General features: G+C 39.7%; 26 protein-coding genes and 1 pseudogene. 19 read left to right on the top strand and 8 right to left on the bottom strand.

Annotation, left to right across the window (positions count from 1 at the left end; genetic code table 11):
* Positions 1-164: 164 nt before the first annotated feature.
* From J4G36_RS12970 to J4G36_RS12960, 3 genes are all read right to left on the bottom strand, one after another.
* Positions 165-1,121 carry a polysaccharide deacetylase family protein gene (locus J4G36_RS12970; protein WP_483315901.1) on the bottom strand — a complete coding sequence of 319 codons (957 nt, stop codon included), beginning with the start codon at positions 1,119-1,121 and terminating at the stop codon, positions 165-167.
* 91 nt (positions 1,122-1,212) lie between these two features.
* On the bottom strand, positions 1,213-2,085 hold the full coding sequence (gene rsiV, locus J4G36_RS12965) for an anti-sigma-V factor RsiV (protein WP_210470812.1): 873 nt from the start codon (positions 2,083-2,085) through the stop codon (positions 1,213-1,215).
* Positions 2,082-2,579 carry an RNA polymerase sigma factor SigV gene (locus tag J4G36_RS12960; protein ID WP_210470811.1) on the bottom strand — a complete coding sequence of 166 codons (498 nt, stop codon included), beginning with the start codon at positions 2,577-2,579 and terminating at the stop codon, positions 2,082-2,084. The genes rsiV and J4G36_RS12960 overlap by 4 nt, the downstream gene beginning before the upstream one ends.
* Before the next feature lie 183 nt (positions 2,580-2,762).
* Between J4G36_RS12960 and J4G36_RS12955 the strand changes: the two genes are divergently transcribed.
* The 5 genes and pseudogenes from J4G36_RS12955 to J4G36_RS12935 all read left to right on the top strand — a co-directional run.
* Positions 2,763-3,107 carry an ArsR/SmtB family transcription factor gene (locus J4G36_RS12955; RefSeq protein WP_210470810.1) on the top strand — a complete coding sequence of 115 codons (345 nt, stop codon included), beginning with the start codon at positions 2,763-2,765 and terminating at the stop codon, positions 3,105-3,107.
* Between the two features lie 15 nt (positions 3,108-3,122).
* Positions 3,123-4,421: an arsenic transporter gene (locus J4G36_RS12950; protein WP_210470809.1), complete on the top strand. Its 1,299-nt coding sequence runs from the start codon at positions 3,123-3,125 to the stop codon at positions 4,419-4,421.
* Between the two features lie 48 nt (positions 4,422-4,469).
* Positions 4,470-4,889: an arsenate reductase (thioredoxin) gene (arsC, locus tag J4G36_RS12945; protein ID WP_210470808.1), complete on the top strand. Its 420-nt coding sequence runs from the start codon at positions 4,470-4,472 to the stop codon at positions 4,887-4,889.
* A gap of 37 nt (positions 4,890-4,926) precedes the next feature.
* The gene (locus tag J4G36_RS12940; RefSeq protein WP_210470807.1) at positions 4,927-5,931 is read left to right on the top strand and encodes an LLM class flavin-dependent oxidoreductase; all 1,005 of its coding nucleotides are present in this window, start codon (positions 4,927-4,929) and stop codon (positions 5,929-5,931) included.
* 112 nt (positions 5,932-6,043) lie between these two features.
* Positions 6,044-6,308, top strand: a pseudogene (locus J4G36_RS12935) (PLP-dependent aminotransferase family protein); the annotation flags it as partial.
* A 58-nt stretch (positions 6,309-6,366) separates the two neighbouring features.
* Here J4G36_RS12935 and J4G36_RS12930 read toward each other — a convergent pair.
* The 3 genes from J4G36_RS12930 to J4G36_RS12920 form a co-directional block, all read right to left on the bottom strand.
* Positions 6,367-6,600, bottom strand: coding sequence for a hypothetical protein (locus J4G36_RS12930; protein ID WP_210470806.1), 234 nt, complete (start codon positions 6,598-6,600; stop codon positions 6,367-6,369).
* A 184-nt stretch (positions 6,601-6,784) separates the two neighbouring features.
* Complete coding sequence (gene yiaA / locus J4G36_RS12925; RefSeq protein WP_210470805.1) at positions 6,785-7,255, bottom strand: inner membrane protein YiaA; 471 nt, start codon at positions 7,253-7,255, stop codon at positions 6,785-6,787.
* Positions 7,256-7,347: 92 nt separating this feature from the next.
* Complete coding sequence (locus tag J4G36_RS12920) at positions 7,348-8,172, bottom strand: glycerophosphodiester phosphodiesterase family protein (RefSeq protein WP_246880603.1); 825 nt, start codon at positions 8,170-8,172, stop codon at positions 7,348-7,350.
* Positions 8,173-8,377: 205 nt separating this feature from the next.
* On the opposite strand from J4G36_RS12920, the gene J4G36_RS12915 reads away from it, so the two are divergent.
* The 9 genes from J4G36_RS12915 (at position 8,378) to J4G36_RS12875 (ending at position 17,615) form a co-directional block, all read left to right on the top strand.
* Positions 8,378-9,511 carry an ABC transporter ATP-binding protein gene (locus J4G36_RS12915; RefSeq protein ID WP_210470804.1) on the top strand — a complete coding sequence of 378 codons (1,134 nt, stop codon included), beginning with the start codon at positions 8,378-8,380 and terminating at the stop codon, positions 9,509-9,511.
* Entirely contained in the window at positions 9,508-10,404 is an 897-nt protein-coding gene (locus J4G36_RS12910; protein WP_210470803.1) for a carbohydrate ABC transporter permease, read from the top strand. The genes J4G36_RS12915 and J4G36_RS12910 overlap by 4 nt, the downstream gene beginning before the upstream one ends.
* Positions 10,405-10,406: 2 nt before the next feature.
* Positions 10,407-11,219 carry a carbohydrate ABC transporter permease gene (locus tag J4G36_RS12905; protein WP_210470802.1) on the top strand — a complete coding sequence of 271 codons (813 nt, stop codon included), beginning with the start codon at positions 10,407-10,409 and terminating at the stop codon, positions 11,217-11,219.
* Between the two features lie 26 nt (positions 11,220-11,245).
* Positions 11,246-12,607 (top strand): ABC transporter substrate-binding protein, encoded by a 1,362-nt coding sequence (locus J4G36_RS12900; RefSeq protein WP_210470801.1) that lies wholly within the window; start codon positions 11,246-11,248, stop codon positions 12,605-12,607.
* A 543-nt stretch (positions 12,608-13,150) separates the two neighbouring features.
* Positions 13,151-13,720, top strand: coding sequence for an alkyl hydroperoxide reductase subunit C (ahpC, locus tag J4G36_RS12895; RefSeq protein ID WP_210470800.1), 570 nt, complete (start codon positions 13,151-13,153; stop codon positions 13,718-13,720).
* Between the two features lie 141 nt (positions 13,721-13,861).
* Positions 13,862-15,391 (top strand): alkyl hydroperoxide reductase subunit F, encoded by a 1,530-nt coding sequence (ahpF, locus tag J4G36_RS12890; RefSeq protein ID WP_210470832.1) that lies wholly within the window; start codon positions 13,862-13,864, stop codon positions 15,389-15,391.
* Between the two features lie 148 nt (positions 15,392-15,539).
* Positions 15,540-15,872, top strand: a complete 333-nt coding sequence (locus J4G36_RS12885) for a winged helix-turn-helix transcriptional regulator (RefSeq protein ID WP_210470831.1) — start codon at positions 15,540-15,542, stop codon at positions 15,870-15,872.
* A 17-nt stretch (positions 15,873-15,889) separates the two neighbouring features.
* The gene (locus J4G36_RS12880) at positions 15,890-16,816 is read left to right on the top strand and encodes a DsbA family protein (protein WP_210470799.1); all 927 of its coding nucleotides are present in this window, start codon (positions 15,890-15,892) and stop codon (positions 16,814-16,816) included.
* A gap of 61 nt (positions 16,817-16,877) precedes the next feature.
* Positions 16,878-17,615 (top strand): pirin family protein, encoded by a 738-nt coding sequence (locus J4G36_RS12875; RefSeq protein ID WP_210470798.1) that lies wholly within the window; start codon positions 16,878-16,880, stop codon positions 17,613-17,615.
* Between the two features lie 70 nt (positions 17,616-17,685).
* Here the strand turns inward: J4G36_RS12875 and serC are convergent, their stop codons facing one another.
* Both serC and serA read right to left on the bottom strand, forming a co-directional pair.
* The gene (gene serC, locus J4G36_RS12870) at positions 17,686-18,783 is read right to left on the bottom strand and encodes a 3-phosphoserine/phosphohydroxythreonine transaminase (protein WP_246880601.1); all 1,098 of its coding nucleotides are present in this window, start codon (positions 18,781-18,783) and stop codon (positions 17,686-17,688) included.
* Positions 18,784-18,797: 14 nt separating this feature from the next.
* Positions 18,798-20,390 carry a phosphoglycerate dehydrogenase gene (serA, locus tag J4G36_RS12865; RefSeq protein WP_210470797.1) on the bottom strand — a complete coding sequence of 531 codons (1,593 nt, stop codon included), beginning with the start codon at positions 20,388-20,390 and terminating at the stop codon, positions 18,798-18,800.
* 459 nt (positions 20,391-20,849) lie between these two features.
* Between serA and J4G36_RS12860 the strand changes: the two genes are divergently transcribed.
* The 5 genes from J4G36_RS12860 (at position 20,850) to J4G36_RS12840 (ending at position 25,894) form a co-directional block, all read left to right on the top strand.
* Positions 20,850-21,968, top strand: coding sequence for a YibE/F family protein (locus J4G36_RS12860; RefSeq protein WP_210470796.1), 1,119 nt, complete (start codon positions 20,850-20,852; stop codon positions 21,966-21,968).
* Positions 21,965-22,732, top strand: coding sequence for a YibE/F family protein (locus J4G36_RS12855; RefSeq protein WP_210470795.1), 768 nt, complete (start codon positions 21,965-21,967; stop codon positions 22,730-22,732). Before J4G36_RS12860 ends, J4G36_RS12855 begins: the two co-directional genes overlap by 4 nt.
* Positions 22,733-22,850: 118 nt before the next feature.
* Entirely contained in the window at positions 22,851-23,138 is a 288-nt protein-coding gene (locus J4G36_RS12850; RefSeq protein WP_210470794.1) for a metal-sensitive transcriptional regulator, read from the top strand.
* Positions 23,139-23,186: 48 nt separating this feature from the next.
* Positions 23,187-23,387, top strand: coding sequence for a copper chaperone CopZ (gene copZ, locus J4G36_RS12845; RefSeq protein ID WP_210470793.1), 201 nt, complete (start codon positions 23,187-23,189; stop codon positions 23,385-23,387).
* 95 nt (positions 23,388-23,482) lie between these two features.
* Positions 23,483-25,894: a heavy metal translocating P-type ATPase gene (locus tag J4G36_RS12840; protein WP_210470792.1), complete on the top strand. Its 2,412-nt coding sequence runs from the start codon at positions 23,483-23,485 to the stop codon at positions 25,892-25,894.
* Positions 25,895-25,933: the final 39 nt, after the last annotated feature.

The following is a 25,933-nucleotide window of genomic DNA, read 5'->3' as shown; positions in this document are numbered from 1 at the left end:
TACAACGAATCAAGAAGACAATGGAATCTAAAAAAGATGACTCCGATTGAATATCGAAGCCATCTTATAGCTGCCTAAAAAGCAGCCGGTCTTTTATTAAACTGTCCGAAATTTAGGGCGCAGTTCAGTGAGGGGTGGATTTTTTAGATAGCTATTCAAGAAACTTACATTCGTTTATCATTCTGAAAGTTTAGGTAGAAATGATTGGCTTCATCGTAGACGACGAACTTATAGCCTTGTTTTTTGTAAAACTTAATGATTTCCGGCAGTGCTGCCAAGGTTTGTGGCTTTTCGTGCATCAACACAACTTCTGTGTCAGCATTTGTTCCTTTTTTAATGTTCTCTGTAATTTGGGCTGGATTATCTTTTAACGCCCAGTCACTCGAATCGATGGTCCAATCCCAAACATACATGCCTGCGTCTACAATTTGGTTGCGAATCTGTTCGCTTTTCAATCCTGGTGCAGAACCATAAGGTGGGCGAACTAAATTTGGGTTCGTACCTGTAATCTCATGAATGAGTGCTAATGTTTCATTCATCTCAGGTACAAACTGATACTCCTTATATAATGTATTGAATTCATGCGTCATGCTATGGCCACCGATATAATGTCCTTCTTTTGTTGCGCGCTTGACGCTATCTTGTAGATGCTCTTTTTTCAAGTTACTGCCTTGCATGAAAAAGGTTGCTTTGACACCATGCTCGTCTAATACATCTAGAAATTGGTCTGTTAGTAAACTAGGGCCATCGTCAAAAGTTAAGTAGACGACTTTTTCTAAGGGCTCTTCTTCCTTTTCTGCTAGTGTTTCAGTTTTTTCCTTCTCTTGGTTGACGGGGACTTCTACCTCGTCTGTCGAATCTTCTTGGGTGCTTTTGTTTTCTTCAGAACCTGGATGCTCTATAGGTTCTTCCTTTACATTTTCTCGTTCTTTGTCTTCGCTAATAGAAGGCTTTACTTTTTCAATGACACCTTGCTGGCTATTTTTTTCATTGGCGGCATATGATTTCCCTACAACAAAACCAGTAAAAAAAGCAGGGATTAGCGCCACCAATATAACAATCAAAACTTTTACTTTTAATTTTATTCTTCTTTTGGGATTCATATTTTGTCGTACTTTCATGATTATAAAATCCTCCTGCTGTAATTTTGGATGTTACTTATGTAGAAGTAGCAGACATATGACTATGTTTGCTACTTGGATTGTAATGAAATTATTTTATATAGGTGTTACTTACCAATAAATCACTTAGGATTTCCGACGGGATCTCGAACGTTACAACCCCCATGCTACCAGGCGCCACTTCATATTTGTCGAATGAAATCACTAGCTTATGATTCGAAGTAATATAGAAGTTTTGATAGGATTTAATGCCTTCGAAGTTATCTGTAAAAGGATCATCTAAGAAATAAGAAACCTCTTCATCTTCCGCCATCTGCCGTTTCATTTCACCTACTATATATGAACTAATGACATCGATATATTGATCATCTTTGAATAGAATTGGTAATGTGATTAATATATTTTCCTGTTTATCGATTGTGTCGTACTTCATAGTTGTTGAAGAGGAGCCCGCGGTATTTACCTTGAAACGTGCAATCGATAGAATACGGTCGGTTTCTGTCATGACTTCGTAGCCGGTATCAATTCCAAGGTGACCGCCTCCTGCTTTTTTCATTTCATCAACTTCTTCTTCGAATTGCTCGAATTGGGTTTTGTTTTCTTCAATATACTTTTCATTTAATGAAGCTTGTAGTTCTTCATTCTCCAGACCCTCAATTGCTGGGGTGGCAAGATCGGCTTGATATGTCTTTTCATCCAAGGTCAACTTTTGAACAGTCAAAACTTCTACAATGGCGCCTAATACGGGAATATTCACCATCGATTGTGCCATAGCTGGGCTCATGTTGATGCTACCGATAAACAATGCAGCTGCCGCAGCGGCGCCAATCGACCATTGTTTTAGGAAGGGACGTTTTTTCTTAGTTGCTGTTGCCTGTCGAATTGAATCCTTTACGACGTCTTCCAACTCTGACGGAATTTCTATCGCTTCATAATCTTTTTTTAACTTGTTCAACTTTTTCATAATCTAAAATCCTCTCCAACTTCAATGCGTAGTCTTTTTAAGGCCCTATACAACCTTGTTTTAGTCGTATTGATATTCTCATCAGTTATCGCAGCTATTTCTTCAATTTTTAAATCCTCAAAAAAACGAAGAATAATAAGTGTTTTATCTGTTGAAGGTAGTTGGTCAATCGCGTCTTGCAAATCCATATCGGTCATTTCATCTTCTAACTGTGGCAAATGCACACTTAGAATCTCATCATCCATTACCGTGACTCGTTGATGTTTTCGAATAAAATCAATGGATGTGTTGACGATGATTCGATAAAACCACGTTTTCATATAAGCGATTTCGTCAAGACGATCAATAGAGTTGAGCGCTTTTAATATAGACTCTTGTACAATGTCGAGCGCGGTGTCTTTATTTCTAACGTAGCTGTATGCTAGGCGATAATGCGCTTCCCGATTTTCAAGAATAAATTTTTCTACGAGTTTAAATTTTTCTTTTTTTGTCATGACAAACTATTCACCTTTTCTAAATTTCAACATGTCGCGAACATGTACTAATTATTTGACGGACTAGGTACTTAAAAAGTTTTGATAAGTGATCAATAAAATGATTGGAGGATAGGAAAGTTAATTCCACTTGTGTATATAAGCATATGGTTATATGATGATGGAGGAATGGAGGGATCATTTATGATTAAAACAACAATTGATTTGCAACGGGCCTCACAACTATTAAAGTTGCTTGGCGATCCTACGCGATTGACAATGATGAAGTTACTCAAGTCACATGAATGTTGTGTATGTGAATTTGTTGAAATTTTTAAGATGAGTCAGCCGGCAATCAGTCAGCACTTACGTAAACTTAGAGATATTGAATTAGTAAAAGAAGAACGCAGAGGGCAATGGATTTTCTTCTCGATAAATGAAAATCATGGAGACTATCCATTCATTAAAAGTATCCTTGAGCATCTTCCAGAGCAGAATGAGTCAATCACTGAACTGGAGGCACAAGGACTTCGTGTTTGTTGTCAATAAGGAGGAGAAGGAATTTTGGTTTCAGTTATTACCGCATCATTGATTTTCATTGTTACGCTTATTTTTGTTATTTGGCAACCTAAAAATTTATCGATTGGTTGGTCGGCTTGTATTGGTGCGGTGGTCGCTTTATTAGTAGGCGTCGTTAATTTTCAAGACGTGATCGATGTTACAGGGATTGTCTGGAATGCTACACTGGCTTTTATTGCTATTATAATTATTTCACTCATCTTAGATGAAATTGGGTTCTTCGAGTGGTCTGCGCTACATATGGCGAGATTGGCTAAAGGTAGCGGACTACGCATGTTTGTTTACGTCAGTCTTTTAGGGGCTATCGTAGCGGCTTTATTTGCTAACGATGGTGCTGCACTCATACTGACACCGATTGTGTTGGCCATGGTACGAAATTTGAATTTCAATGAGAAGATGATTTTTCCATTTATTATTGCCAGTGGATTTATAGCAGATACCACTTCGTTACCATTAGTCGTAAGTAACTTGGTTAATATTGTGTCGGCAGACTTTTTTGGCATAGGATTTGTTGAGTATGCCTCTAGGATGATTGTACCGAATTTGTTTGCGCTAGTCGCAAGTATTTTAGTATTGTTGCTATTTTTCCGTAAGAGTATTCCCAAAAACTATGAAGTCTCAGATTTAAAAGAACCCAAGGATGCGATTAAAGACATCAAGTTGTTTCGCCTGGCATGGGTGATTTTAAGTATATTACTCGTAGGGTATTTCACGAGTGGATTCACAGGATTGCCGGTTTCTATTATTGCTGGAATTACAGCCATATTCTTTATGCTTATGGCACAAAGAAGTCCTGCCGTCCACACGAAGCAAGTACTTAAAGGGGCACCATGGGCAATTGTATTCTTTTCAATTGGGATGTACGTGGTCGTTTATGGACTCCGTAATGCAGGGTTGACAAGTGTCTTGGCAGATGTGATTCAAATGGCGGCCAATCAAGGACTTTTTGTTGCAACGATTTCAATGGGCTTTATTGCGGCGCTATTATCATCCATTATGAATAATATGCCGACTGTAATGATTAACGCCCTTGCAATATCAGAAACGAATACAACAGAACCGATTCGCGAAGCTTTGATATATGCGAATGTCATTGGATCAGATTTAGGGCCGAAAATCACGCCAATAGGATCTTTAGCGACGTTATTATGGTTGCATGTTTTGTCTCAAAAAGGTGTAAAAATATCGTGGGGAACCTATTTTAAAGTCGGCATCATCTTAACAATTCCTACACTCTTGATCACGCTCATCGGACTTTATGTATGGCTTACCTTCCTACACTAAGGTGGAATTATTCTAGCTGATAAAAACACTTAAAAGGAGCTTTTCAATATGTCGAAAAAAACATTATATTTCTTATGTACGGGTAACTCATGTCGTAGCCAAATGGCTGAAGGTTGGGGCAAAAAATATCTTGGTGAAGAATGGGAAGTTTACAGTGCAGGAATTGAAGCGCATGGCGTTAATCCAAGTGCTGTGAAAGTAATGGAGGAGGCTGGAGTCGATATTACGGATCAAACTTCGGATATTATTGATACTGAAATCTTGAATCATGCTGATTTTGTTGTAACGTTATGTGGAGATGCAGCGGATAAGTGCCCGATGACACCACCTCATGTCAAACGTGCTCATTGGGGCTTTGATGACCCTGCCAAAGCAGAAGGAACGGATGAGGAAAAGTGGGCATTCTTCGAACGTGTTCGCGATGAAATTGGATCTAGGATTGAACGCTTCGCTAAAACTGGTGAATAAGTATCATGCAACGATCATTTTATAAGGAGTTATCATATTGGCTACATTATTAAATATACTTGATTATTCACCAATAGATGAGGGATCGAATGCGCGGCAAGCGTTACTGGAAACAACAGAATTGGTGAAGCGTGCGGAAGAACTGGGTTACCATCGATTTTGGGTAGCAGAACATCATCATGTATTATCTGTCGCAGGCAGTAGCCCGGAGATGCTGATGATGCATTTAGCTGCATCGACGAAGCGCATACGAATTGGTTCTGGCGGCGTCATGCTTCCACATTACAGTCCTTATAAAGTGGCGGAAAACTTTCGCACGCTTGAAGCGCTTCACCCGAATCGAATTGACCTTGGAATAGGTAGATCACCTAGCTACCGAATCGTGAATCGCGCGTTAAATGAAACAAAGGGAAAACAATTATCCTATGAACAGCAAGTACAGGATGTCTATAAATTTTTAACTGATGGTACTTCGGAAGATCACCGATTCAATCGCTTGATTGCGACGCCGGTCATAGAGACTGTGCCTGAAATGTGGATGTTGGGAACTGGTACGGGCAGCGCTAAAATTGCTGCTGCTAATGGGACTGCGTATGCATTTGCGCATTTCGCTAAACCATCTTCGGAAGGTTTAGATGCCGTAGCCCTTTACCGAAAACATTTTGAGCCTTCATTAGTACTGGATAAACCAAGAGTCATGATTGCAGTTTTTGCGATTGTCGCGGAAACAGCTGAAAAAGCAGAGGAACTCGCAAAGGCATTTGACTTATGGTTATTATTTGTTGAATCTGACAACCCACCACCTTATTATCCATCCGTGCAAACCGCAATAAAACGGGGATTTAGTTCTGTTGAAAAAGAAACAGTCATAAAAAACCGAAAGCGTATGATTATTGGAGACGCGGAGCAGGTCGGTGAGGAAATTAAACGGGTAGCTGAGTTGTATGAGGCAGATGAGGTTACGATTATTCCTAATTTCTTCGGGGCTGATAATCGAATCGAAGGAATAGAGTTATTGGCACAGGCTTTTGGAATGCATTGAAATAAATAGTTAGGGGCTGTCCAAAAGAATCAAAAACCGCCAGAACAGCTCCCTTCCCACGCTGCGCTCAGTCCAGGGTCTGGGCTTTATCGCTTTCCCGCGGGAGTGTCGCTTTTTCTGTCCTGTCTATCAAAATCCTACTGGCACAAAAATGTCTTTGGAACGTCGTAAGAGAATATTGGAATTATCGTCAAAGTACGGTATTCCCATAATAAAGGATGATCCTAATAATTTGACGTCATTCAATGGACGATAATGAAAATGTTGTATACATTAATTCTTTCGGATTACGCATTGGTTGGGTTATTGGACCAGAAAAAGTGATTAATTGTTTGTCAGATGGCAAACAGCAATTTGACTTTGGTCACAGTGTTTTTCCCCTAAGACTCGATAAAAACATGTGCTTTTTCACTGGTTCGGAACCGGCCTCTGTTGTTAGTAAAATATAAATATAGCTATAAGTGTCACTATAACAATAAATGGGATTGATAAAACATAAATCCACAGCATATTAGAAAGGCTTTTTTCACTACTGTAATTTTTATTCATAGAATTAGCAGCGGATATTGTCAAAATAACTCCGATAGCTAAAACAATGACCACGAAAATCATTGATACAATAAGGGCTATTCCCATGCCTTCCTCCTTTTTAAAAATAAATATCTTCATACTATACGTTATAATTCTATAATATAAAACATTTTTCGGTATCAATTATTCACTATGTGTTAATAGTGTCTGATTGGATAATTGTATAAACCCGATATACGGGGAAGCCTAAATCTATACCCCTGTATAGATTTATAAGGGGATATATATTGTTTAACGAGAAAAGAAGCAACTTAATCGCAACTTAATCTCTGTCTCTAGCTATCTGGGTATCTCTAACATTCTTCTGAACTGTTATCGCAGCAAATATACTTAGAACATAAGCCATGCCGTAAAATCCTTTTTCGCTTAAACTAATACTGCCCGCGTTGTATAAACCGATGCCCATTAATAAAATTGCTATCATTAGTGCAAACCAGCTAATACCATAGTAAATATTCGTAACGGGTATACCTTCATCTTTGTCTCTGACCGCTTTTTGTAAAGATACAGATGCATAGAGTCCGAATATTAGAATCGCAAAATAATACCCTTTTTCATTCAGTTCCATCGCTGCATTGAACAAACCGATGAGATAAGCTGAGACGCCTATTAGCAATGCTGCCAAAGAAGCTCCTTTGAAAGCTGGAGTAGGTTCTCCATCTTTTCTATCCATTTTCGTCTTTAAATCAATTTGATTATCTCTATTAAATAAACCTTCATTATCACTAGTCATTGGTATTCTCCTCCCCTTTTAACAATCATATCCAAGTGAGTGTAAATCAGCAATATTTTTAAATAATCTGTCTACTAATAATGATAAAGTCATTATGGTTTGGTAGGTTCACGAAGATGACTTCTTTTCACTTTCGCAGCAATATCCGGTTTATCGGTGAATATACCATCAGCGCCCATATTCAAAAGTGCTTGAATATCGTCTGCGTCGTTTACGACGAACGGGTGAATTGCGAGCCCTTTATCATGTAATCGGTTGACAAAGTCAATCGTAACTAGGCTATGATTTACCCCGACCCCTGATGCATACTTTTCTAAGTCGCGAATTTCGCCTTTGGAAATAGAAGTTGTATCTTGACTATAAAGTTTAACGAGAGGGATCGATGGTGCTAATTCAAACACTTTTTTTAGGCTATCCGCATTGTAAGATTGAATAATTACTTTCGGAAACCGATCAGATCTATTTAGTAACTGATATGACTCAAGTTGATGAATAAGTTCTTTTTCAATACCAGGTGTAGCTGTTGGCGATTTAATTTCAATATAGTAATTCACTTGATCTTTAAAATGTAAGAAAATATCTTCGAGTGTGGGTACGAATAGTGATTCGAAGGATTTCGATGCCATGACGGGTAGCTGCTCATTAAAAATTCTACCAGGTAAAAAGTTTTGAAGTTCCTTGAGTGTTAAGTTGGCAATTGCATGTTCTTCTCCTTCTAAGATGATTGATCTGTCATGAAAAGCGACGAGTTGTCTATCTCTTGTCATGTGTAAATCAATTTCAATGTAGTCTGCGCCCATTGCTACCGCAAGTTCATAAGATGGAAATGTGTGATCCGGCGCGTAAGCAGATGCGCCGCGATGAGCGATGATAAGAAAATCATTTCCAGGAAGGGATGCCCGTTCTACAGTTTTCATTGAACAACCTCCTAGTATAAATATGAGCGTAATTAAAATAAACTTTTTTATCATCTAAATCTCCTTCCTTCATAAATAGTAATGTTAAATGTTAAGTAATTGTAAAATTTCATAAATAGAAGGGAATTGCGGGCTCGTTCACGAACAAGTTTAACAGAGTATTATAAAATATGGAAAAATTGCAACTAGAAGAGGAGTGTGAAAGATGAAGAGAGTAGAATTGATTGATCTATCGAAATCCTATGATAAACAGGTTAATGTCATTTCGAATATTAACGTCACGATTGAACCTGGCGAGTTTTTTGTTCTTGTCGGACCATCGGGATGCGGTAAGAGTACGATGCTCCGGATGATTGCAGGATTGGAAGAAATCACGAGTGGAACACTTAAAATTGGTGACGACATAGCCAATCATTTTCCACCGAGTAAACGTGAACTGTCCATGGTCTTTCAAAACTATGCCCTCTATCCGCATTTGACGGTTGAGCAAAATATCGCCTTTGGACTCAATGTTAAAAAGATAAAAAAGAATGTTCAACAGCAACGTGTGAAAGATGTTGCGGCCATGCTTGGTTTATCTGATTTCTTAAAAAGAAAGCCTAGAGAATTATCGGGTGGGCAGCGACAGCGTGTTGCATTAGCTAGGGCCATTGTTAGTGAAGCGCCTATTTGTTTAATGGATGAACCGCTTTCTAACTTAGACGCGAAATTGCGCACGCAGATGCGCTCAGAAATCAGACGTATCCAGCGAGAGCTTAATATTACGATGATTTACGTAACCCATGATCAAGTCGAGGCAATGACAATGGGAGATCGGATTATGATTTTACATGAAGGTAAAATCCAGCAAATTGGAAAACCCATCGACATATATAATAATCCGGCCAACCCATTCGTTGCGACATTTATCGGAGCACCCGCTATGAATCTAGCAGATGCGAGAATTGACCAGGAGACATCTGAGTTGGTCATTGGAGAAACGATTCGTTTGCCGGTTCCGACAATCGAGCGCATAGATTTGGCGGATCACTCACTGATTGTAGGAATTCGTCCAGAACATTTACGTATTGCGAAAAAAGAAACAGTAGAGGCGCAAAGGATTTATGTGAACGTAACGAATGTTGAAGTTTTGGGGAATGAAACCATCTTTTCTTTCATGATTAATAACGCTGAGTGGTTGGTGAAGTGGAGTGGTCAATGGCATATTGAAATAGGTGACACGGTTCCGCTTGAACTTGATTTCGCATCGCTTTGCATCTTCAGTGGTGATACGGAACAGTTGATTAAAAAGCCGACAAATATAGGTAGTTTTGTATTACATAAAGAGGTGCTTTTATGATTCCAAAAGTCGGACTATGGAGAAGAACAATTAATGGTAGAACCGCGATACTTTATTTATTGCCTTCTGTTATCTTATTTTCAGTCTTCGTCTTTTATCCGATGTTTCGAACGATTTATTTAAGTTTCTACTTAACTGATCAGACTGGAAATGCGGCTTTAAACGTTGGCTTTGAAAACTATAGTTATTTACTCCAGTCCTCAGAGTTTTTAAATAGTATGAAGGCAACGGTGCTGTTTGTTTTATATACAGTACCCATTGGCATTATCATTGCACTGTCATTAGCGCTAATGGCGAATGAAAAGTTGCGGGGAATCGGCTTTTTCCGGACAATTTATTCATCGACTATGGGTATATCTGTCGCGGCCTCATCGGTTATCTGGCTTTTTCTATTTCATCCGAGCGTTGGGATGTTTAACCGATTGTTAAGCATCGTAAATTTACCTCAAGTTCAGTGGTTACTTGATCCGGAATGGGCTTTACTATCTGTTTCGATGTCTACTGTGTGGATGAATATTGGCTTTTCCTTTTTAATATTGCTTGGCGGTTTACAAAATATCGACGAGCATCTTTATGAGAGTGCGCGTATTGACGGTGCGGGTTATTTTCACAGACTACGGAGAATCACGATTCCGATGCTGTCGCCAACGCTGTTCTTTATTATTACGATTTCGCTCATTAATGCATTTCAATCTTTTGGTCAAATTGATATTTTAACGAAAGGTGGACCGTCTCAATCGACGAACTTAATTGTTTACTCTATTTATCGTGAGGCGTTTATTAACTATCAATTTGGTACGGCAAGTGCCCAGGCGGTCTTTCTCTTCATTGTCATTTTAATTGTAACAATTCTACAATTTAAATTAGGAGAAAAGAAGGTGCATTATCAATGACAATGAGTCGACTGAAAAAGATAGGATTGTACTTTCTTTTAATAACGACTTCGTTTTTCGTGTTTTTTCCGGTTCTGTACGCTTTCCTGATTTCCTTTATGACAGGATCAGAAGTTATGCAAGGCAATTTCTTACCGAGTGCACTCCGATTAGATAACTATATTAAAGTGTTTGATCGCTTACCTTTAATGAAGTATTTATTGAATAGCTTCATCGTTTCAGGGGGGGTAATGGTAGGTCAGCTCATTGTTTGTAGTCTAGCCGCTTATGCTTTCGTTTTTCTTCCATTTAGGGGAAGCAACTTTGTGTTCTATTTATTCATATCAACAATGATGATTCCATGGGAAGCGACGATGATTCCGAACTTCTTTATTATTCAAAAGTTGGATTGGCTCAATACGTATCAGGGACTTACGTTTCCGTTTTTCGCCCTTGCATTTGGAACTTTTCTTTTGCGCCAACATTTTAAAACGATTCCGAATGAGTTACACGAAGCTTCGAGAATCGCGGGATTAAGTAGGTTTGCTTTTTTCTGGCGCGTCATTTTGCCAGTTTCCAAAACAAGCCTTGTTACATTGGGCGCTTATGGTTTCTTAACAACTTGGAATATGTACCTATGGCCACTACTCATCACGACGAATAGTTCTGTCCGAACGGTTCAAATTGGCTTGAAACAGTTGCAATCACAAGAAACTGCAACAGATTGGGGGGTGGTCATGGCCGGGGTTATCGTTGTTATTATTCCAACGCTGCTATTGCTTTTTATTGGGCAGAAGCAGTTGCAAAAGGGTCTTTCGCAAGGTGCATTAAAGTAAAAAAACTACTAAGGGGTGTCGGAAGAATGAAGAAAATATTGAGGTTTTCTCTATTGTTACTCTTAATGTTTAGTTTAGTTGCTCTTGCTGCTTGTACTAATAGTGATAGTTCAAAAGAAGAGGAGAAACCGGACACAGATGCAACTGACGATGAGAAAAGTGATGATGGTAAAGTTGAAATTGAATTTTGGCACGCGATGTCTGGTTCAGGCCAGGAATCATTGGATTCAATTGTGAATGGTTTTAACGAATCGCAGGATAAGTATACGGTAAACGCAGAATTCCAAGGGACATATGAAGAATCATTAACGAAGTTGCGAAGTGTTGGTGGAACGAAAGATGCACCGGCTATAACACAAGTTTTTGAAGTCGGGACGAAATATATGATTGATAGTGGCTTTGTCGAGCCAATGAACACATTTATCGATAAATACGACTATGATTTATCACAACTGGAGGAAAACATTTTAAATTATTATAAAGTGGATGGTGAGCTTTATTCTATGCCATTTAACTCCTCAACACCTGTCATGATTTATAATAAGGATGCTTTTAAAGAAGCGGGACTTGATCCTAAAAAGGCACCTGAGACATTCCAAGAAGTAATCGATGCAGCAGCGAAATTAAAGACAGATACGATGGCTGGATTTTCAATATTAACTTATGGCTGGTTCTTTGAACAACTCGTTGCGACACAAGGCGGGCTTTACGTGAACGAAGACAATGGTCGTTCGGGCGATGCGACAGAAGCGCTTTTTAATGGAAAAGAAGGATTGAAAGTTTTTAACTTCTTAGACACGATGAATAAAGCGGGGACGTTCGGAAACTTTGGAACGAATTGGGACGACATTCGTGCTGCATTCTCAACAGAGAAAGTGGCGATGTATTTGGATTCATCTGCCGGCGTTGCAGATATGATTGCAAATTCCCCATTTGAAGTAGGGGTTGCTTATATTCCATACGCAGACGATGTTGATCGCAATGGCGTAGTCATCGGTGGGGCATCGCTTTGGATGTCTAAAGGGATTGCTGAAAAAGAACAAGAAGCAGCTTGGGAGTTTATGAAATACTTAACAACGCCGGAAATTCAAGCCAAGTGGCATCTTGAAACTGGATACTTTGCCATCAATCCAGCTGCTTATGAAGAAGAAAGTGTGAAAAAGGCGTGGGATGAAACACCTCAAATCAAAGTAACAGTTGATCAGCTCCAAGATACTGTGCCGGGACTTGCGACCCAAGGCGCACTGATTTCTGTATTTCCGGAATCCCGTCAGCAAGTTGTCACGGCGTTGGAGGAACTTTATCAAGGGAAAGATCCGCAAAAAGCACTTGATGAAGCAGTCAAAGGTACAAATCGTGCCATCGAAATTGCGAATAAAACGAAGTAAATACTAAGGTAACATTAAACACCTCCATAAATGTCCCGTTGGAAAAGGACATTTATGGAGGTGTTTTTGAATGGATAAAAGCGACAGAACATTGCTAAGTTAGTATACTTACTAAGCTTTTCTATCATGCGATTTATTTGTTAAATATCACCAAGGATGTTGCTTAAGTGACTCAATCATTTAAAACAAGAACTTTATGTACTTGTTGCTTTTAACAGTTAATGGTTATCTAACTCATCGGAATATTCATTAATTGAGAAACTTGATACGTCAAACGAGAATTGAATGATGTATTGTAAAGCATAACTCTTTATTTTTTGAGCTGTAAGGATAGAATTAGGTTAAGGGTTTCTTAGTTGTAGTGAGCGCCACGACGGTGAGTCGAAGTGTTATGGTTGACAAACAGCAACACTTATATGATAATTAGTACTTAATTAGAATTATTATCGTTTGGCGGTAGTAATTTAATTATTACTTCGGTTTAGGTTTTGATTATCTAGCCTAAACTAACTGTAATAAAATATCTTTAGGAGGAATTTATCTATGTCACAAATCGGTAAAACAGTAGAAGCATTCAAAGCTTCAGCTTACAATGCGGGTAACGGGGAGTTCATCGACGTTACAGATGAAAATATGAAAGGTCAGTGGAGCGTTGTTTGCTTCTATCCAGCAGACTTTACATTCGTTTGCCCAACTGAACTTGAAGACCTTCAAAATCAATATGCAACATTAAAAGAGCTAGGCGTAGAAGTGTATTCTGTTTCAACAGACACGCACTTTACACATAAAGCATGGCACGACCATTCAGACGCGATCAGCAGCATTCGTTATATCATGATTGGTGACCCTTCACAAAGAATTTCACGTAACTTCGATGTGTTGGATGAAGAATCAGGTCTTGCACAACGCGGTACGTTCATCATTGATCCAGATGGTGTAATCCAAGCAGCAGAAATCAATGCGGATGGCATCGGTCGTGACGCAAGCACGCTTGTAGGAAAAGTTAAAGCAGCTCAATATGTTCGTAACAATCCAGGCGAGGTTTGCCCAGCGAAATGGGAAGAAGGCTCAGCAACACTTAAGCCAAGCCTTGACCTAGTAGGTAAAATTTAATTTGGAATAGCGGGGGTGACTCCGCTATTTTTTTAAAGCCCTTCGGGGGATGCTTCAGATTTTGAGTTGGAAAATGAATTCAAAATCTGGCGCAATCTCGCCGAAATATATATGTTGAAGAATAGTTAAGGAGTATGATAAATCTTGTTAGAACCAGATATAAAAGCACAATTAGCCCAGTATCTTGAAATGATGGAGAACGATGTGCTGCTAAAAGTTAGCACGGGATCTGATAATGTTTCGAATGTCATGAACGGATTAATGGACGAGTTATCCAGCATGTCACCACGCATTAAAGTTGAAAAAACTGAATTAGAAAGAACACCAAGTTTTAGTGTAAACCGTATCGGCGAGGATACCGGCGTCACTTTTGCTGGAATTCCACTCGGACATGAATTTACATCATTAGTACTTGCTTTGTTACAAGTAAGTGGTCGCGCTCCGAAAGTCGATCAAAATCTTATCGACCAAGTGAAAAATCTTGAAGGCGAATATCATTTTGAATCATACATCAGCTTAAGCTGTCAAAACTGTCCTGAAGTTGTCCAAGCACTTAACGTGATGAGTGTTCTTAACCCAAACATTACGCATACGATGATTGATGGGGCGGCATTTAAAGAAGAAGTCGAAAGTAAAAAGATCATGGCTGTTCCAACAGTATTTTTAAATGGCGAAGAATTCTCAGGTGGTCGTATATCACTGGCAGAAATCCTAGCTAAAATGGGAAGTGCGCCAGATGCTTCGGAATTTGAAAATAAAGAACCATATGACGTCCTCGTTGTCGGCGGAGGACCTGCAGGTGCAAGTGCGGCAATTTATGCAGCACGTAAAGGCATCCGTACAGGAATTGTTGCAGATCGTTTTGGTGGACAGATTTTAGATACAGCTACAATTGAAAACTTTATCAGTGTGAATCGCACGGAAGGTCCTAAATTGGCTGCAAACCTAGAAGAACACGTGAAAGAGTATGACGTCGATGTGATGAACTTACAGCGTGCGAAACGTTTGGAAAAGAATGACATGATTGAAATCGAATTGGAAAACGGTGCTGTTTTAAAGAGTAAATCCGTTATTCTATCAACAGGTGCACGTTGGAGAGATATTGGCGTCCCTGGCGAAGCTGAATTTAGAAACAAAGGCGTCGCATACTGTCCGCACTGTGATGGGCCGTTGTTTGAAGGCAAAGATATTGCTGTCGTTGGTGGCGGTAACTCTGGTATTGAAGCAGCGATTGACCTTGCTGGAATTGTAAAACATGTGACTGTTCTTGAGTTTGCGTCTGAGTTGAAAGCCGATTCTGTACTACAAGATCGTCTTCACAGCCTGCCAAACGTCACTGTTTTGAAAAATGTTCAAACGAAAGAAATTACGGGTACGGATAGTGTGAATGGTGTGACGTATATTGACCGTGAAACAAACGAAGAACATCATATCGAAATATCGGGTATATTTATCCAAATCGGTCTTGTACCAAATACAGACTGGTTAGGCGACTCAGTTGAACGCAATAAATTCGGTGAGATTGTTGCCGATAAACGCGGTGCAACAAATGTCCCTGGCGTATTTGCGGCAGGAGATTGCTCGGATAGTGCCCACAAACAAATCATTATTTCTATGGGGTCAGGTGCAACAGCTGCTTTGAGTGCGTTTGATTATCTTGTACGCAACTAAATAAATGAATCTAGTCTAGTCTAACTGTTGATCAAACAGTTAGACTAGATTTTTTTGTTTGAATGACTATTATTGGTGGTATAATATTTATATTTGATATACTTTGTATACCTGTGTATACTTAAATTAATCGTTGGAGGTGGTCACTATTAAAGTATGTCCCTATTTAGAATCTTGCTTTGAGATATTAGGAAGACGGTGGAACGGACTTATCATTCATTATTTATCGAATTGTTCCGACTATACCGCTCACTTTTCAGACATGAAGCGCGATCTGAATGCTATAACGCCCCGGTCGCTTTCGTTGAAATTGACCGAACTTGCAGCGTATGACTTGGTCGAAAAAAAGGTGTCAAAAGGAACGCCCATCACAATAACTTATCATCTATCCGAAAAAGGACAGCAACTAGCCTCGGCTTTACAACCAATACAAGCGTGGGCGCAACAACATATAGAAATAGATTTAGCCAACCATAAATAATGAAAAGAGGAATTAATATGGAATCAAAGAATAATATGATTTGTGATTTAGAAACAGGCGTCTGTGGTCCAGCTGAAGACAATGCCAATACAATGGAGTTCATCGATTTTTCAGCACGGAAAAAATCAGTCGAGCTTTATTATGTAACTGATCCAATTTGTTCGCATTGCTGGGCATTAGAACCAGTTCTTCGGAAGTTTGTCGATCAATACGGGCAATACTTTAATATGCATACGTTAATGGGGGGCCTACTTGAAAAATGGGATGGCTTCGCAGACGTAAGCAACGGCATTTCTAGTCCTGCGGATGTTGCGGGTCACTGGAGAGAAGTTGGCGAACATTCGCGCATGCCAATCGACGGGACGGTTTGGTACGATAATCCAATCGAATCCTCTTTTATTCCATCTCGCGTTTATAAAGTCATTCAAGAAAAAAGTCCTGAACTGGCCAATACATTTTTACGCCGTGCTCGAGAAGAACTTTTCGCTTTCAATCAAAACATTGCACAAGATGATATATTGATCGATCTTGTCAATCAGGTTGGACTTAACGGAGAAGAAATTGTTCATCAATCAATGCTTCCTGAAGCAAATACTTCATTACACGAAGACTTTCAACTTGTGCGTGAGTTAGGTGTTCGCGGATTCCCAACAATCGTCATGGTCAACAAAGAACAAAAAGGGGTTCGGATTGTTGGTGCACTAACTTTAGAAGATTACACGAATGCACTTCAACAATTACTACCAGGTGAAACGTTAAAATCAAAGAAACTTTCCGACTTAGAACCATTACTGCAACAGGAAAGGTTATTATTTTCACGTGAAATTGAAGAATACTTTTCAATCGAAAAAGATGGGGTAGACGAATTTATACAGAAAAAATTACCGCAAGATGCTTACGAAGTCAAAAGCATACTTGGTGAAAAATATATTCAGGTAAAATAATTGATAACAAACATCGACTTTCTCTTGTAAAGTCGATTTTGTTATAAAGGGAGTGTTTGTCTTGATAAAAAAACTTGAAGCTAGCAATCATGCACAACCATTCAGGGGTCCATTCACAATTACACGCATCCAACCAGGTGAAATCTTAGGGGATGAAACCGAAGATACTGCATTCGGACCGCTAGCGATCATTGATCATGCGGTTATGAAAAAAGGGCTAACGATTAAAATGCATGAACATGTCAACGATGAAATTTTAAGCTATATCTCCTCAGGGGTGACACACCATAAGGATTCTGCAGGTTTTGAAGCGCCGATTGCACGCGGAAAGTTAATGATGATGAATGCAGGAGAAAGTTTTTGGCATGAGGAAAAAGTAAAAGAAGATGAGGTAGAGATGCTTCAAATTTTCGTCCGTCCAAGTGAAACAAATCTTCCACCCAAAATTCAATTCCATGACAAGCCGACAAAGAACCAAGATTGGTATGTCATGGTGGGGCCTGTTGGAAGTCATGCACCACTTTCCGTTAGACAAAATGTCTTTATTTTGGACGCGCACCCTAAAATCGGAGAAGCGTTGGAAATCCCAACGTATGATGGCTTTGCCCCTTTTTTATATGTGATGAACGGAGAAATTAGAATCCAGAATCTCACAGTTGGTAAACAAGAAGCTGTAACCGATTTAGTCAATCCACTACCACCATTAGTTGCAAACGAAGACACGACACTTGTCTTGTTTTTTGTCAATCTGGAAGCAACAATGTCGATGGATGGGACAATTAGTGGACTTAAGAAATGAAAAAAACGGATTAAACATGGAATGTCAAACCCCGTGTCTAATCCGTTTTTTATTCGTTCATATCGTGATTTCAGCCGTTATTCTTTTGGAATTGAGTCATAAACTCGCTTAGTGCAAGACATGCCTCAACAGGCACGGAGTTATAAGTAGATGCTCTGCATCCGCCAACAGAACGATGTCCATTTAAACCGACAAAGCCTGCTTCTTTAGCTTCTTCTAAGAACTTCTTTTCCAACAACTCATCAGCGAGTTTGAAAGTGATGTTCATGAGTGAACGGCTTTCAGGTTCTGCGTGACCGCGGTAGAAGCCATCGCTGCCATCAATCACATCATAAATTAGTTGTGCTTTATCCTCATTTCGTTTCGCTACAGCCTCTAATCCGCCAATTTCTTCAATCCAAGCGAGCACTTCGCCTAACATATAGATGCCGAAAGTGGGTGGTGTGTGGTAGAGCGAATTGCTTTTAGCGTGCGTGTTATAGTTCAATATGGTTGGAATTTCTGTATTGGACTTTACGAGCAAATCCTTGCGAATAATGACGACGGTTACCCCGGAAGGTCCAAGGTTCTTTTGGGCTCCTGCGTAAATTAAGTCGAACTTAGCCACGTCAATTGGTTTGGACATAATATCACTGGACATATCGGAAATGAGTGGAACGTTTCCAGTGTCAGGGAACTCTTTCCACTGCGTGCCGTAAATCGTGTTGTTTGAAGTGAGATGGACATAAGCATCATCTTCATTAAATTGCAGGTCGTTTAGCTTAGGTATTGTGCTGTGATTATACTCTTTAGTATTCGCAACATGGTAAGGTTCACCAAATAGTTTCGCTTCATCGAATGCCTTATCTGACCAAACGCCGGTCGTGAGATAGCCCGCTCTTTGTCCAGGGTTTAAAAAGTTCATCGGAATCATTGAAAATTGAAGACTCGCACCACCTTGCAGGAAGAGCACCTCATAGTTTTCAGGAATCGAAAATAGTCTTTTTAAACGTGCAATCGCTTCGTTATGTACATCGTCATAAGCTTTACTGCGGTGACTAAGCTCCATGATCGACATGCCAGTGCCGCGGAAATTGACCAGTTCTTGTTGCGCTTTCTCTAGAACTGGTAGCGGCAGCGCGGATGGACCGGCATTAAAGTTATAGACAGGTTGAATATTTCGTTTCAAATTAACCACACCTTTCAATCGAAATTGACCTCACGAACTCTTGTGATTTCCGGAATTGCTTCTAATTCCTCGACAACTGTTTTGGAAGCTTTATTATCGACTTCTAAAATCATGACTGCCGATCCACCTATTTCTTGGCGACCTACTTGCATACTCGCAATATTTACGTCGTTAACCCCAAGTGTGGTTCCAACACGCCCGATTAAGCCAGGTTTGTCCGTATGTGAGATTAACAATATTAGTCCTTTTGGCTCGATATCTACAGGATAAGGTCCGACTTTAATGAGACGTTCTCCTATGCCCGAAACCGCAGATCCAGTTACCCAACGTTCTTCCTCCGTTGTTTTCAAGCGAATTGTAATCTTGCTAGAAGCATTTTGGTTGAAAAGTGACTTTTGAAAAACGAGTTGGATGTCACGTTGTTTAGCCAAATGAATCGCATTTACAATATTGACTTGTTCTGCACCTAGGTGGTGAGACAGTATGCCTTTGAGTACATATGGACTTAATGGAGAAGTATCTAAATCCGCCAATTCGCCTTCGCACTCGATTGTAATTTGTCGCACTGCACCGTCAGTCATCTGTGCTAGTGATTTTCCAAGATGTTCACATAACTTGAAGTATGGTTGTAATTTATTTAATAATTCAGGTGAAATCGAAGGCATATTCACTGCGTTTTTGAATGGTTCATTTCTTAGAATATGGATGACTTGCTCAGAAACGTCAATTGCTACATTCTCTTGTGCCTCCATTGTAGATGCACCTAAGTGTGGTGTGACGATAATCTTCGGATGTCCAAAGAAAGGATGATCCGATGCTGGTGGTTCATTTTCGAATACATCAAATGCTGCACCTGCCACAATGCCTTCATCAATTGCTTCGATGAGTGCCATTTCGTCGATGATACCGCCGCGTGCACAGTTTACGATGCGCATACCTGGTTTCATCATTTCGAATTGTGGCTTACTAATCATATGATGTGTTTCGCTTGTAAGTGGCGTATGGACAGTCATAAAATCTGCTGTTCGTACAATTTCGTCACGACTTGCCAACTTGATGCCCAATTGTTTCGCGCGTTCTTCGGACATGAACGGGTCATATCCTAGAATCGTCATGCCAAACGCCATTGCTCGTTTTGCAACTTCAATCCCAATGCGGCCAAGTCCGAATACTCCAAGTGTCTTGTTGCGTAATTCAACGCCAATAAATGATTTACGATCCCATTCGCCGTCAATTGTTTTCGCGTAAGCTTGCGGGATATGTCGTGCTAATGACATCATCATTGCAAAAGTATGCTCGCATGTAGTGATTGTGTTTCCGTCTGGTGCATTTATCACAACAATTCCTTGGTTCGTTGCGGCATTTAAATCGATATTGTCAACGCCGACGCCCGCACGACCGATTACTTTCAGTTTAACAGCGGCTTCCATTATTCGTTCAGTTACTTTTGTTTGAGAACGGACAAGCAGTGCATCGAAATCACCAATAATCGAAACCAGTTCATCTTCGCTTAATCCTGTTTGTTTAATTACTTCCACATCATCAGCATTCATCAGCTGTTGCAGTCCAAAATCACTAATCGGATCCGACACTAAAACTTTAAACACAAGCATTCCTCCTCATTTATGTAAAGGGCGATAATTGCAGGTTTTGCCACTACTATCTTATCAGCGACAGATTAATTACTTTACGTTTGGTATGTATTATCCAATCGTATATTCTTTACATATTAACACTTATCGCTTCAGCGAGTCAATTTCAAAACAGAGAAATTAGTAGTTAAATCCGAACAAACTTCATTTCGCGTATAATTGGCAGAACTAAAACGGCTGTATTTACGAATAATGGATACCCATTACATATAAATGTTCGGTAAAGTCGATATCCGACAGTTCTGAGGTTATATTCGACGATACGAGATGTATATCCGCAAAACAGGACTTTTTGGTTAGGTAGTATTCGATAGCCTATCTTCATTATGTTAAAATTAGGGGATTATAGGGTCGTGGATTGATTTTTTGTATGTTTTTTATACAAATTATCATCCGGTAAACGGAGGTGCTTGATTGATTGTATCTGTAAATAAATTCAAAAAAATCTTTTTGTACATCCTATTAGCGCTTTGTTTTGTCATATCTCTACTTTTTGTAAATCACAATCACTCATTTTATGACCGTACAATTGCTGAAGTTATCGAAACGAATCTTGAAGACACGGCCAAAGTGGTGGACATGCATAATAATGAAGACCAATTATTCACACAGTATTTAACAGCAGAAATAAAAAACGGAGAAGAAAAAGGGCAGCTAATTCATCTCATAAACGAATATTCAACTTCCGGGGCTTACGATCAACAATACCATGTTGGAAATGAATTATTTGTATCGATTGATGCGAATGAGAAAACAGGTTTAACGGGAACTATAAAGGATGTAAAACGCGATAAAAGTATTTTAATCGTCACATGGATTTTCATCTTTGTTTTACTAATTGTTGGGAAAAAACAGGGGTTGTTTTCGATAATCAGTTTGGCGGTAAATGCTGTCATATTATCCTATGCACTCGATATTTATATAAAAAACCCACATATAAGTTTGTTATGGATCTGCGGTGTCTGCGTGATTTTATTTACAGTACTTTCCTTGTTGCTTGTTAACGGCAATAATGAAAAAACCTATGCGGCAATTGTTGCGACTTTACTCGGAACTTTTATTTCGCTATTCATCGCGTACGTTGTTTTGTTGTTGACTGCTGAGAATGGCCTTCGTTACGAGGAGATGCAATTTCTGACGCATCCTTATCGAATGGTGTTTATGGCCGGGTTATTCATCGGGTCATTGGGGGCTGTCATGGATGTTGCCATTACAATGTCTTCGTCTATTTTCGAGCTATATGAAAAGAATAATGATATTCCAGTAAAAGCACTCAAAAAGTCAGGGTTAGATATCGGAAAAGATATTATGGGAACGATGACAAACATTTTGTTCTTTGCTTATATTAGTGGGTCGATTCCAGTTATTATTTTGTATTTGAAGAATATCACGCCAATGTCGTTTGTACTTTCCATCAATCTTTCATTGGAATTAGCGCGCGCTTTGGCTGGGGGAATTGGAATTGTATTAGCGATTCCCATCGGTTTGTATACGTCTATTTTCTTCGTTAACAGAAAGAAGGCGAAGTTATGAATGTATTGCTATGGTTGGCGGCTATTTTATTGATATTGATGGTTCTGATCGGCGGAAAAAAAGGTGCGCGGTCATTTATTTCCTTGTTTTTCAACTTCGGAGTCATCATGCTTACGATCTTTTTCATGATGGATCCGCATGCGAATCCGATTATAATTACATTGATCGCATGTACATTGATTAGTTGTATCAATCTCTTTTTCATAAATGAAGTAAATAGTAAAACGAAAACTGCATTTTTGGCTTCAATGATTACGATTGCGGTTATGTTATTATTCATTGCGATTGTTACGAAAAAGGCGATGATACAAGGATTTGGGGAGGAGGAAATTGACGAGCTAACTATATTTTCCCTTTATATTGGTGTCGACTTTGTTAAGATTGGCGCTTCCGTCATTATTATGAGTACAGTCGGTGCCATAACGGATGTAGCGATATCGATTACTTCGCCTATGCGTGAAGTTCTTAATCATCATCCATCCATTAGCCGTAAAGATTTATTTGCCTCTGGTATTAGTATTGGGAAGGACATTTTGGGATCTAATACAAATACGTTATTTTTCGCCTTTATCGGCGGTTATCTGGCACTTCTTTTATGGTTTAAAGACTTATCCTATTCGTTCGGGGAAATCATTAATTCAAAAGTGTTTGGCGCAGAGATGATTGTTATACTATGTGCGGGTATCGGTATCGCGCTTGTCATACCAATTGCCTCCGGGATTAATGCTTATTTTCTCGTGAGAAAAAACATCGAAAAATCATAACATCAAGGGAGCCGTTTAGGTTTCCTTTTTTATTTGGAAACAGATAAATTGCACGATTAAAATAAAAAGCGCTATAATAGGGGTACAGGGTATATGTATGTGCGAAGGAGGGAAAGTTATGGAGGAAACAACAAAAACAACAGTCCAGCCGAATAAACAACAGCTTTTAAACCGGTTAAAGCGGGTTGAAGGGCAGGTTCGCGGTGTTCATCAAATGGTTGAGAATGATCGTTATTGTGTAGATATATTACATCAAATCAGCGCCATTCAGTCAGCGATGAATAAAGTTTCCCTTGCTTTACTAGAAGATCATACCCACCATTGTGTCGTGAAAGCGATTAAAGGGCAAGATGGTGAAGAGGCGATTAAAGAATTAATGAGCGTCATGAAAACCATGACGAAGTAAATTGTATCCATTATTGAACAAACAATCATACAACTGGAGGTTTTAGACATGAAAGAAGTTTTAAAAGTAGAAGGTATGTCGTGCAATCATTGTGTAAATTCAATCGAAACAAGCGTTGGTGCACTAACGGGTGTTTCAGCCGTCCAAGTAGATCTTGGGAAAAATGAGGTTGCAGTGGAATATAGTAACGAAGCGACATTAGCTAAGGTGAAAGAAACAATTGAAGACCAAGGATTTGACCTTGCTTAAATAAAAGGGTTTATATGATGGGACGATTATGCTTACAAGTGTAATCTCCCTTTATGGAATAAATATACCCCCCACACGTATCGGAGGAGATACAAATGTCAACAAAAGAACAAACGTTAAAAATTAGTGGCATGACATGTTCTGCTTGTGCAAACCGAATTGAGAAAGGTCTTTCCAGAATCGAAGGGGTCGAGAAGGCGAACGTAAACTATGCTTTGGAAAGTTCTTCGATTGTTTATGATCCCACGAAAACAAATGTAAATGAGTTCAGAGAAAGAGTTGAAAGGCTTGGTTTCGGTGTTGTCCTAGAAAAAGTAGATTTTGACATAACGGGAATGACTTGCGCAGCATGTGCGACAAGAATTGAGAAAAGAATTAACAAAGTGGAAGGCGTTACCAAAGCAAATGTAAATTTTGCGCTTGAATCGATTGCGGTTGAGTATGACAATAGCCAGGTCGAAACGAGCGATATGGTGAATGTGGTTAAAAAAATGGGTTACGAATTAATTCCGAAGCAAGATGGCGAAGAAAAGATGGATCATAAAGAACAAGAGATTAAGAAGCAACAAAGAAAGTTCATCTTTTCGCTAATTTTAACCCTACCATTGTTATGGACGATGGTCGCGCATTTTAGTTTTTTATCGTTTATTTACTTGCCGGCTATTTTTATGAATCCGTGGCTGCAATTAGCGCTTGCGACGCCAGTTCAATTCATTGTAGGAGCGCAATTTTATAAAGGGGCATTCAATGCGCTTAGAAATAAAAGTGCCAATATGGATGTCTTGGTGGCACTGGGCACCAGTGCGGCCTATTTCTACAGTCTCTATTTGTCGATTGAATGGTTGAATGCGGGTAGTGTAGGGAGCCCTGAATTATACTTTGAGGCTTCAGCGGTTATTATTACGCTAATTGTTCTCGGAAAACTATTTGAGGTTCGCGCGAAAGGGAAAACAAGTCAGGCGATTCAAAAACTGCTTGGTTTACAAGCGAAAACTGCGCGTATTCTACAAGACGGGATTGAAAAAGAAGTTCCGATTGAACAAGTGGTTGCAGGGGATGTCATCGTTGTGAAGCCGGGTGAAAAAATTCCGGTAGATGGTAAAATTATCGATGGACGTTCTGCGATTGATGAATCGATGATTACGGGAGAAAGTATTCCGATTGATAAAGTTGCAGGTGATGTGGTCATCGGTGCAACGATCAATAAAAATGGTTCTTTGCAAATTGAAGCGACAAAAGTTGGAAAAGATACAGCGTTAGCACAAATTGTTAAAGTTGTTGAAGAGGCGCAAGGGTCGAAAGCGGATATTCAACGATTAGCAGATAGAATTTCAGGCGTATTCGTGCCGGTTGTTGTGGTAATTGCGGTTGTGACGTTTTTCATCTGGTATTTGGCTGTTACACCTGGTGATTTCCGTTCGGCATTGATCCCAACGATTTCGATATTGGTCATTGCTTGTCCTTGTGCACTGGGATTGGCTACACCGACATCGATTATGGCAGGGTCGGGAAGAGCTGCTGAAATGGGCATGCTCTTTAAAGGTGGAGAGCATTTGGAAAATACACGTGCCGTTGATACAGTTGTTTTGGATAAAACAGGAACGGTTACAAAAGGTGAACCGGCTTTAACAGATATTACTGTGACAGAAGGCTATTCTGAAGATGAAGTTTTACAACTAATTGCGACAGCGGAAAACCAATCGGAGCATCCGTTGGCCAGGGCGATTGTTCGTGGGGGAGAAGAAAAAGGTCTAACCCTACTTGATGTCACTGATTTCGAAGCTCTACCGGGTTACGGCATTCAAGCGAACGTTCGTGGTAAAAACGTGTTAGTTGGTACAAGAAAACTGATGAGAGAACGCGAAGTTTCAATTTTGGATTCCGAAGTTGCGATGGAAAAACTGGAGGCTGAGGGGAAAACTGCGATGCTGATTGCGGTGGACCAGAAGCTTGCAGGTGTCGTGGCAGTTGCGGATACGGTTAAAGAAACGTCTAAAGAAGCGGTTGCCCGTATGCTGGAATTAGGTCTTGATGTGATTATGTTGACAGGTGACAACCAACGAACGGCAGAGGCAATTGCCAAACAAGTCGGTATAGCTCATGTTATAGCGGAAGTCTTACCGGAACAGAAAAGTGAAGAAGTGAAAAAGTTACAAGATCAAGGCAAGAAAGTCGCCATGGTCGGCGATGGGATTAATGATGCTCCTGCACTTGCGACAGCTGATATCGGGATGGCAGTGGGAACGGGAACGGATATTGCGATTGAAGCGGCAGATATTACACTGATGCGCGGCGATTTGAACAGTGTTGCGGATGCGATCATCATGAGTCGAAAAACGATGCGCAATATTAAGCAAAACTTGTTTTTCGCTTTCTTCTACAACACAATCGGCATTCCAATTGCAGCAATTGGTTTGTTAGCGCCTTGGGTTGCAGGCACAGCGATGGCATTTAGTTCAGTTTCAGTTGTTTTGAATGCATTGCGGTTACAAAAAGTTAAACTTTAATAGGATTGGAAAAGGTATTTCATTCGCAGCTAAATTGGC

Origin of the sequence: Sporosarcina sp. 6E9, from assembly GCF_017921835.1 — a bacterium.
Lineage (GTDB): Bacteria > Bacillota > Bacilli > Bacillales_A > Planococcaceae > Sporosarcina.
This window is presented reverse-complemented; position numbering and strand designations above follow the sequence as displayed.

What these genes read in the sequence shown, in the direction of transcription:
- arsC (WP_210470808.1), top strand. Translation starts at nt 4,470, where the DNA reads ATGTCGAAAAAAACATTATATTTCTTATGTACGGGTAACTCATGTCGT.
- J4G36_RS12855 (WP_210470795.1), top strand. Translation starts at nt 21,965, where the DNA reads ATGAATGTATTGCTATGGTTGGCGGCTATTTTATTGATATTGATGGTT.
- rsiV (WP_210470812.1), bottom strand. Translation starts at nt 2,085, where the DNA reads ATGAAAAAGTTGAACAAGTTAAAAAAAGATTATGAAGCGATAGAAATT.
- copZ (WP_210470793.1), top strand. Translation starts at nt 23,187, where the DNA reads ATGAAAGAAGTTTTAAAAGTAGAAGGTATGTCGTGCAATCATTGTGTA.
- yiaA (WP_210470805.1), bottom strand. Translation starts at nt 7,255, where the DNA reads ATGACTAGTGATAATGAAGGTTTATTTAATAGAGATAATCAAATTGAT.
- J4G36_RS12955 (WP_210470810.1), top strand. Translation starts at nt 2,763, where the DNA reads ATGATTAAAACAACAATTGATTTGCAACGGGCCTCACAACTATTAAAG.
- J4G36_RS12915 (WP_210470804.1), top strand. Translation starts at nt 8,378, where the DNA reads ATGAAGAGAGTAGAATTGATTGATCTATCGAAATCCTATGATAAACAG.
- ahpC (WP_210470800.1), top strand. Translation starts at nt 13,151, where the DNA reads ATGTCACAAATCGGTAAAACAGTAGAAGCATTCAAAGCTTCAGCTTAC.
- J4G36_RS12930 (WP_210470806.1), bottom strand. Translation starts at nt 6,600, where the DNA reads ATGAAGATATTTATTTTTAAAAAGGAGGAAGGCATGGGAATAGCCCTT.
- J4G36_RS12840 (WP_210470792.1), top strand. Translation starts at nt 23,483, where the DNA reads ATGTCAACAAAAGAACAAACGTTAAAAATTAGTGGCATGACATGTTCT.
- J4G36_RS12910 (WP_210470803.1), top strand. Translation starts at nt 9,508, where the DNA reads ATGATTCCAAAAGTCGGACTATGGAGAAGAACAATTAATGGTAGAACC.
- J4G36_RS12905 (WP_210470802.1), top strand. Translation starts at nt 10,407, where the DNA reads ATGAGTCGACTGAAAAAGATAGGATTGTACTTTCTTTTAATAACGACT.
- J4G36_RS12850 (WP_210470794.1), top strand. Translation starts at nt 22,851, where the DNA reads ATGGAGGAAACAACAAAAACAACAGTCCAGCCGAATAAACAACAGCTT.
- J4G36_RS12880 (WP_210470799.1), top strand. Translation starts at nt 15,890, where the DNA reads ATGGAATCAAAGAATAATATGATTTGTGATTTAGAAACAGGCGTCTGT.
- J4G36_RS12970 (WP_483315901.1), bottom strand. Translation starts at nt 1,121, where the DNA reads ATGAAAGTACGACAAAATATGAATCCCAAAAGAAGAATAAAATTAAAA.
- J4G36_RS12920 (WP_246880603.1), bottom strand. Translation starts at nt 8,172, where the DNA reads ATGAAAACTGTAGAACGGGCATCCCTTCCTGGAAATGATTTTCTTATC.
- J4G36_RS12960 (WP_210470811.1), bottom strand. Translation starts at nt 2,579, where the DNA reads ATGACAAAAAAAGAAAAATTTAAACTCGTAGAAAAATTTATTCTTGAA.
- J4G36_RS12900 (WP_210470801.1), top strand. Translation starts at nt 11,246, where the DNA reads ATGAAGAAAATATTGAGGTTTTCTCTATTGTTACTCTTAATGTTTAGT.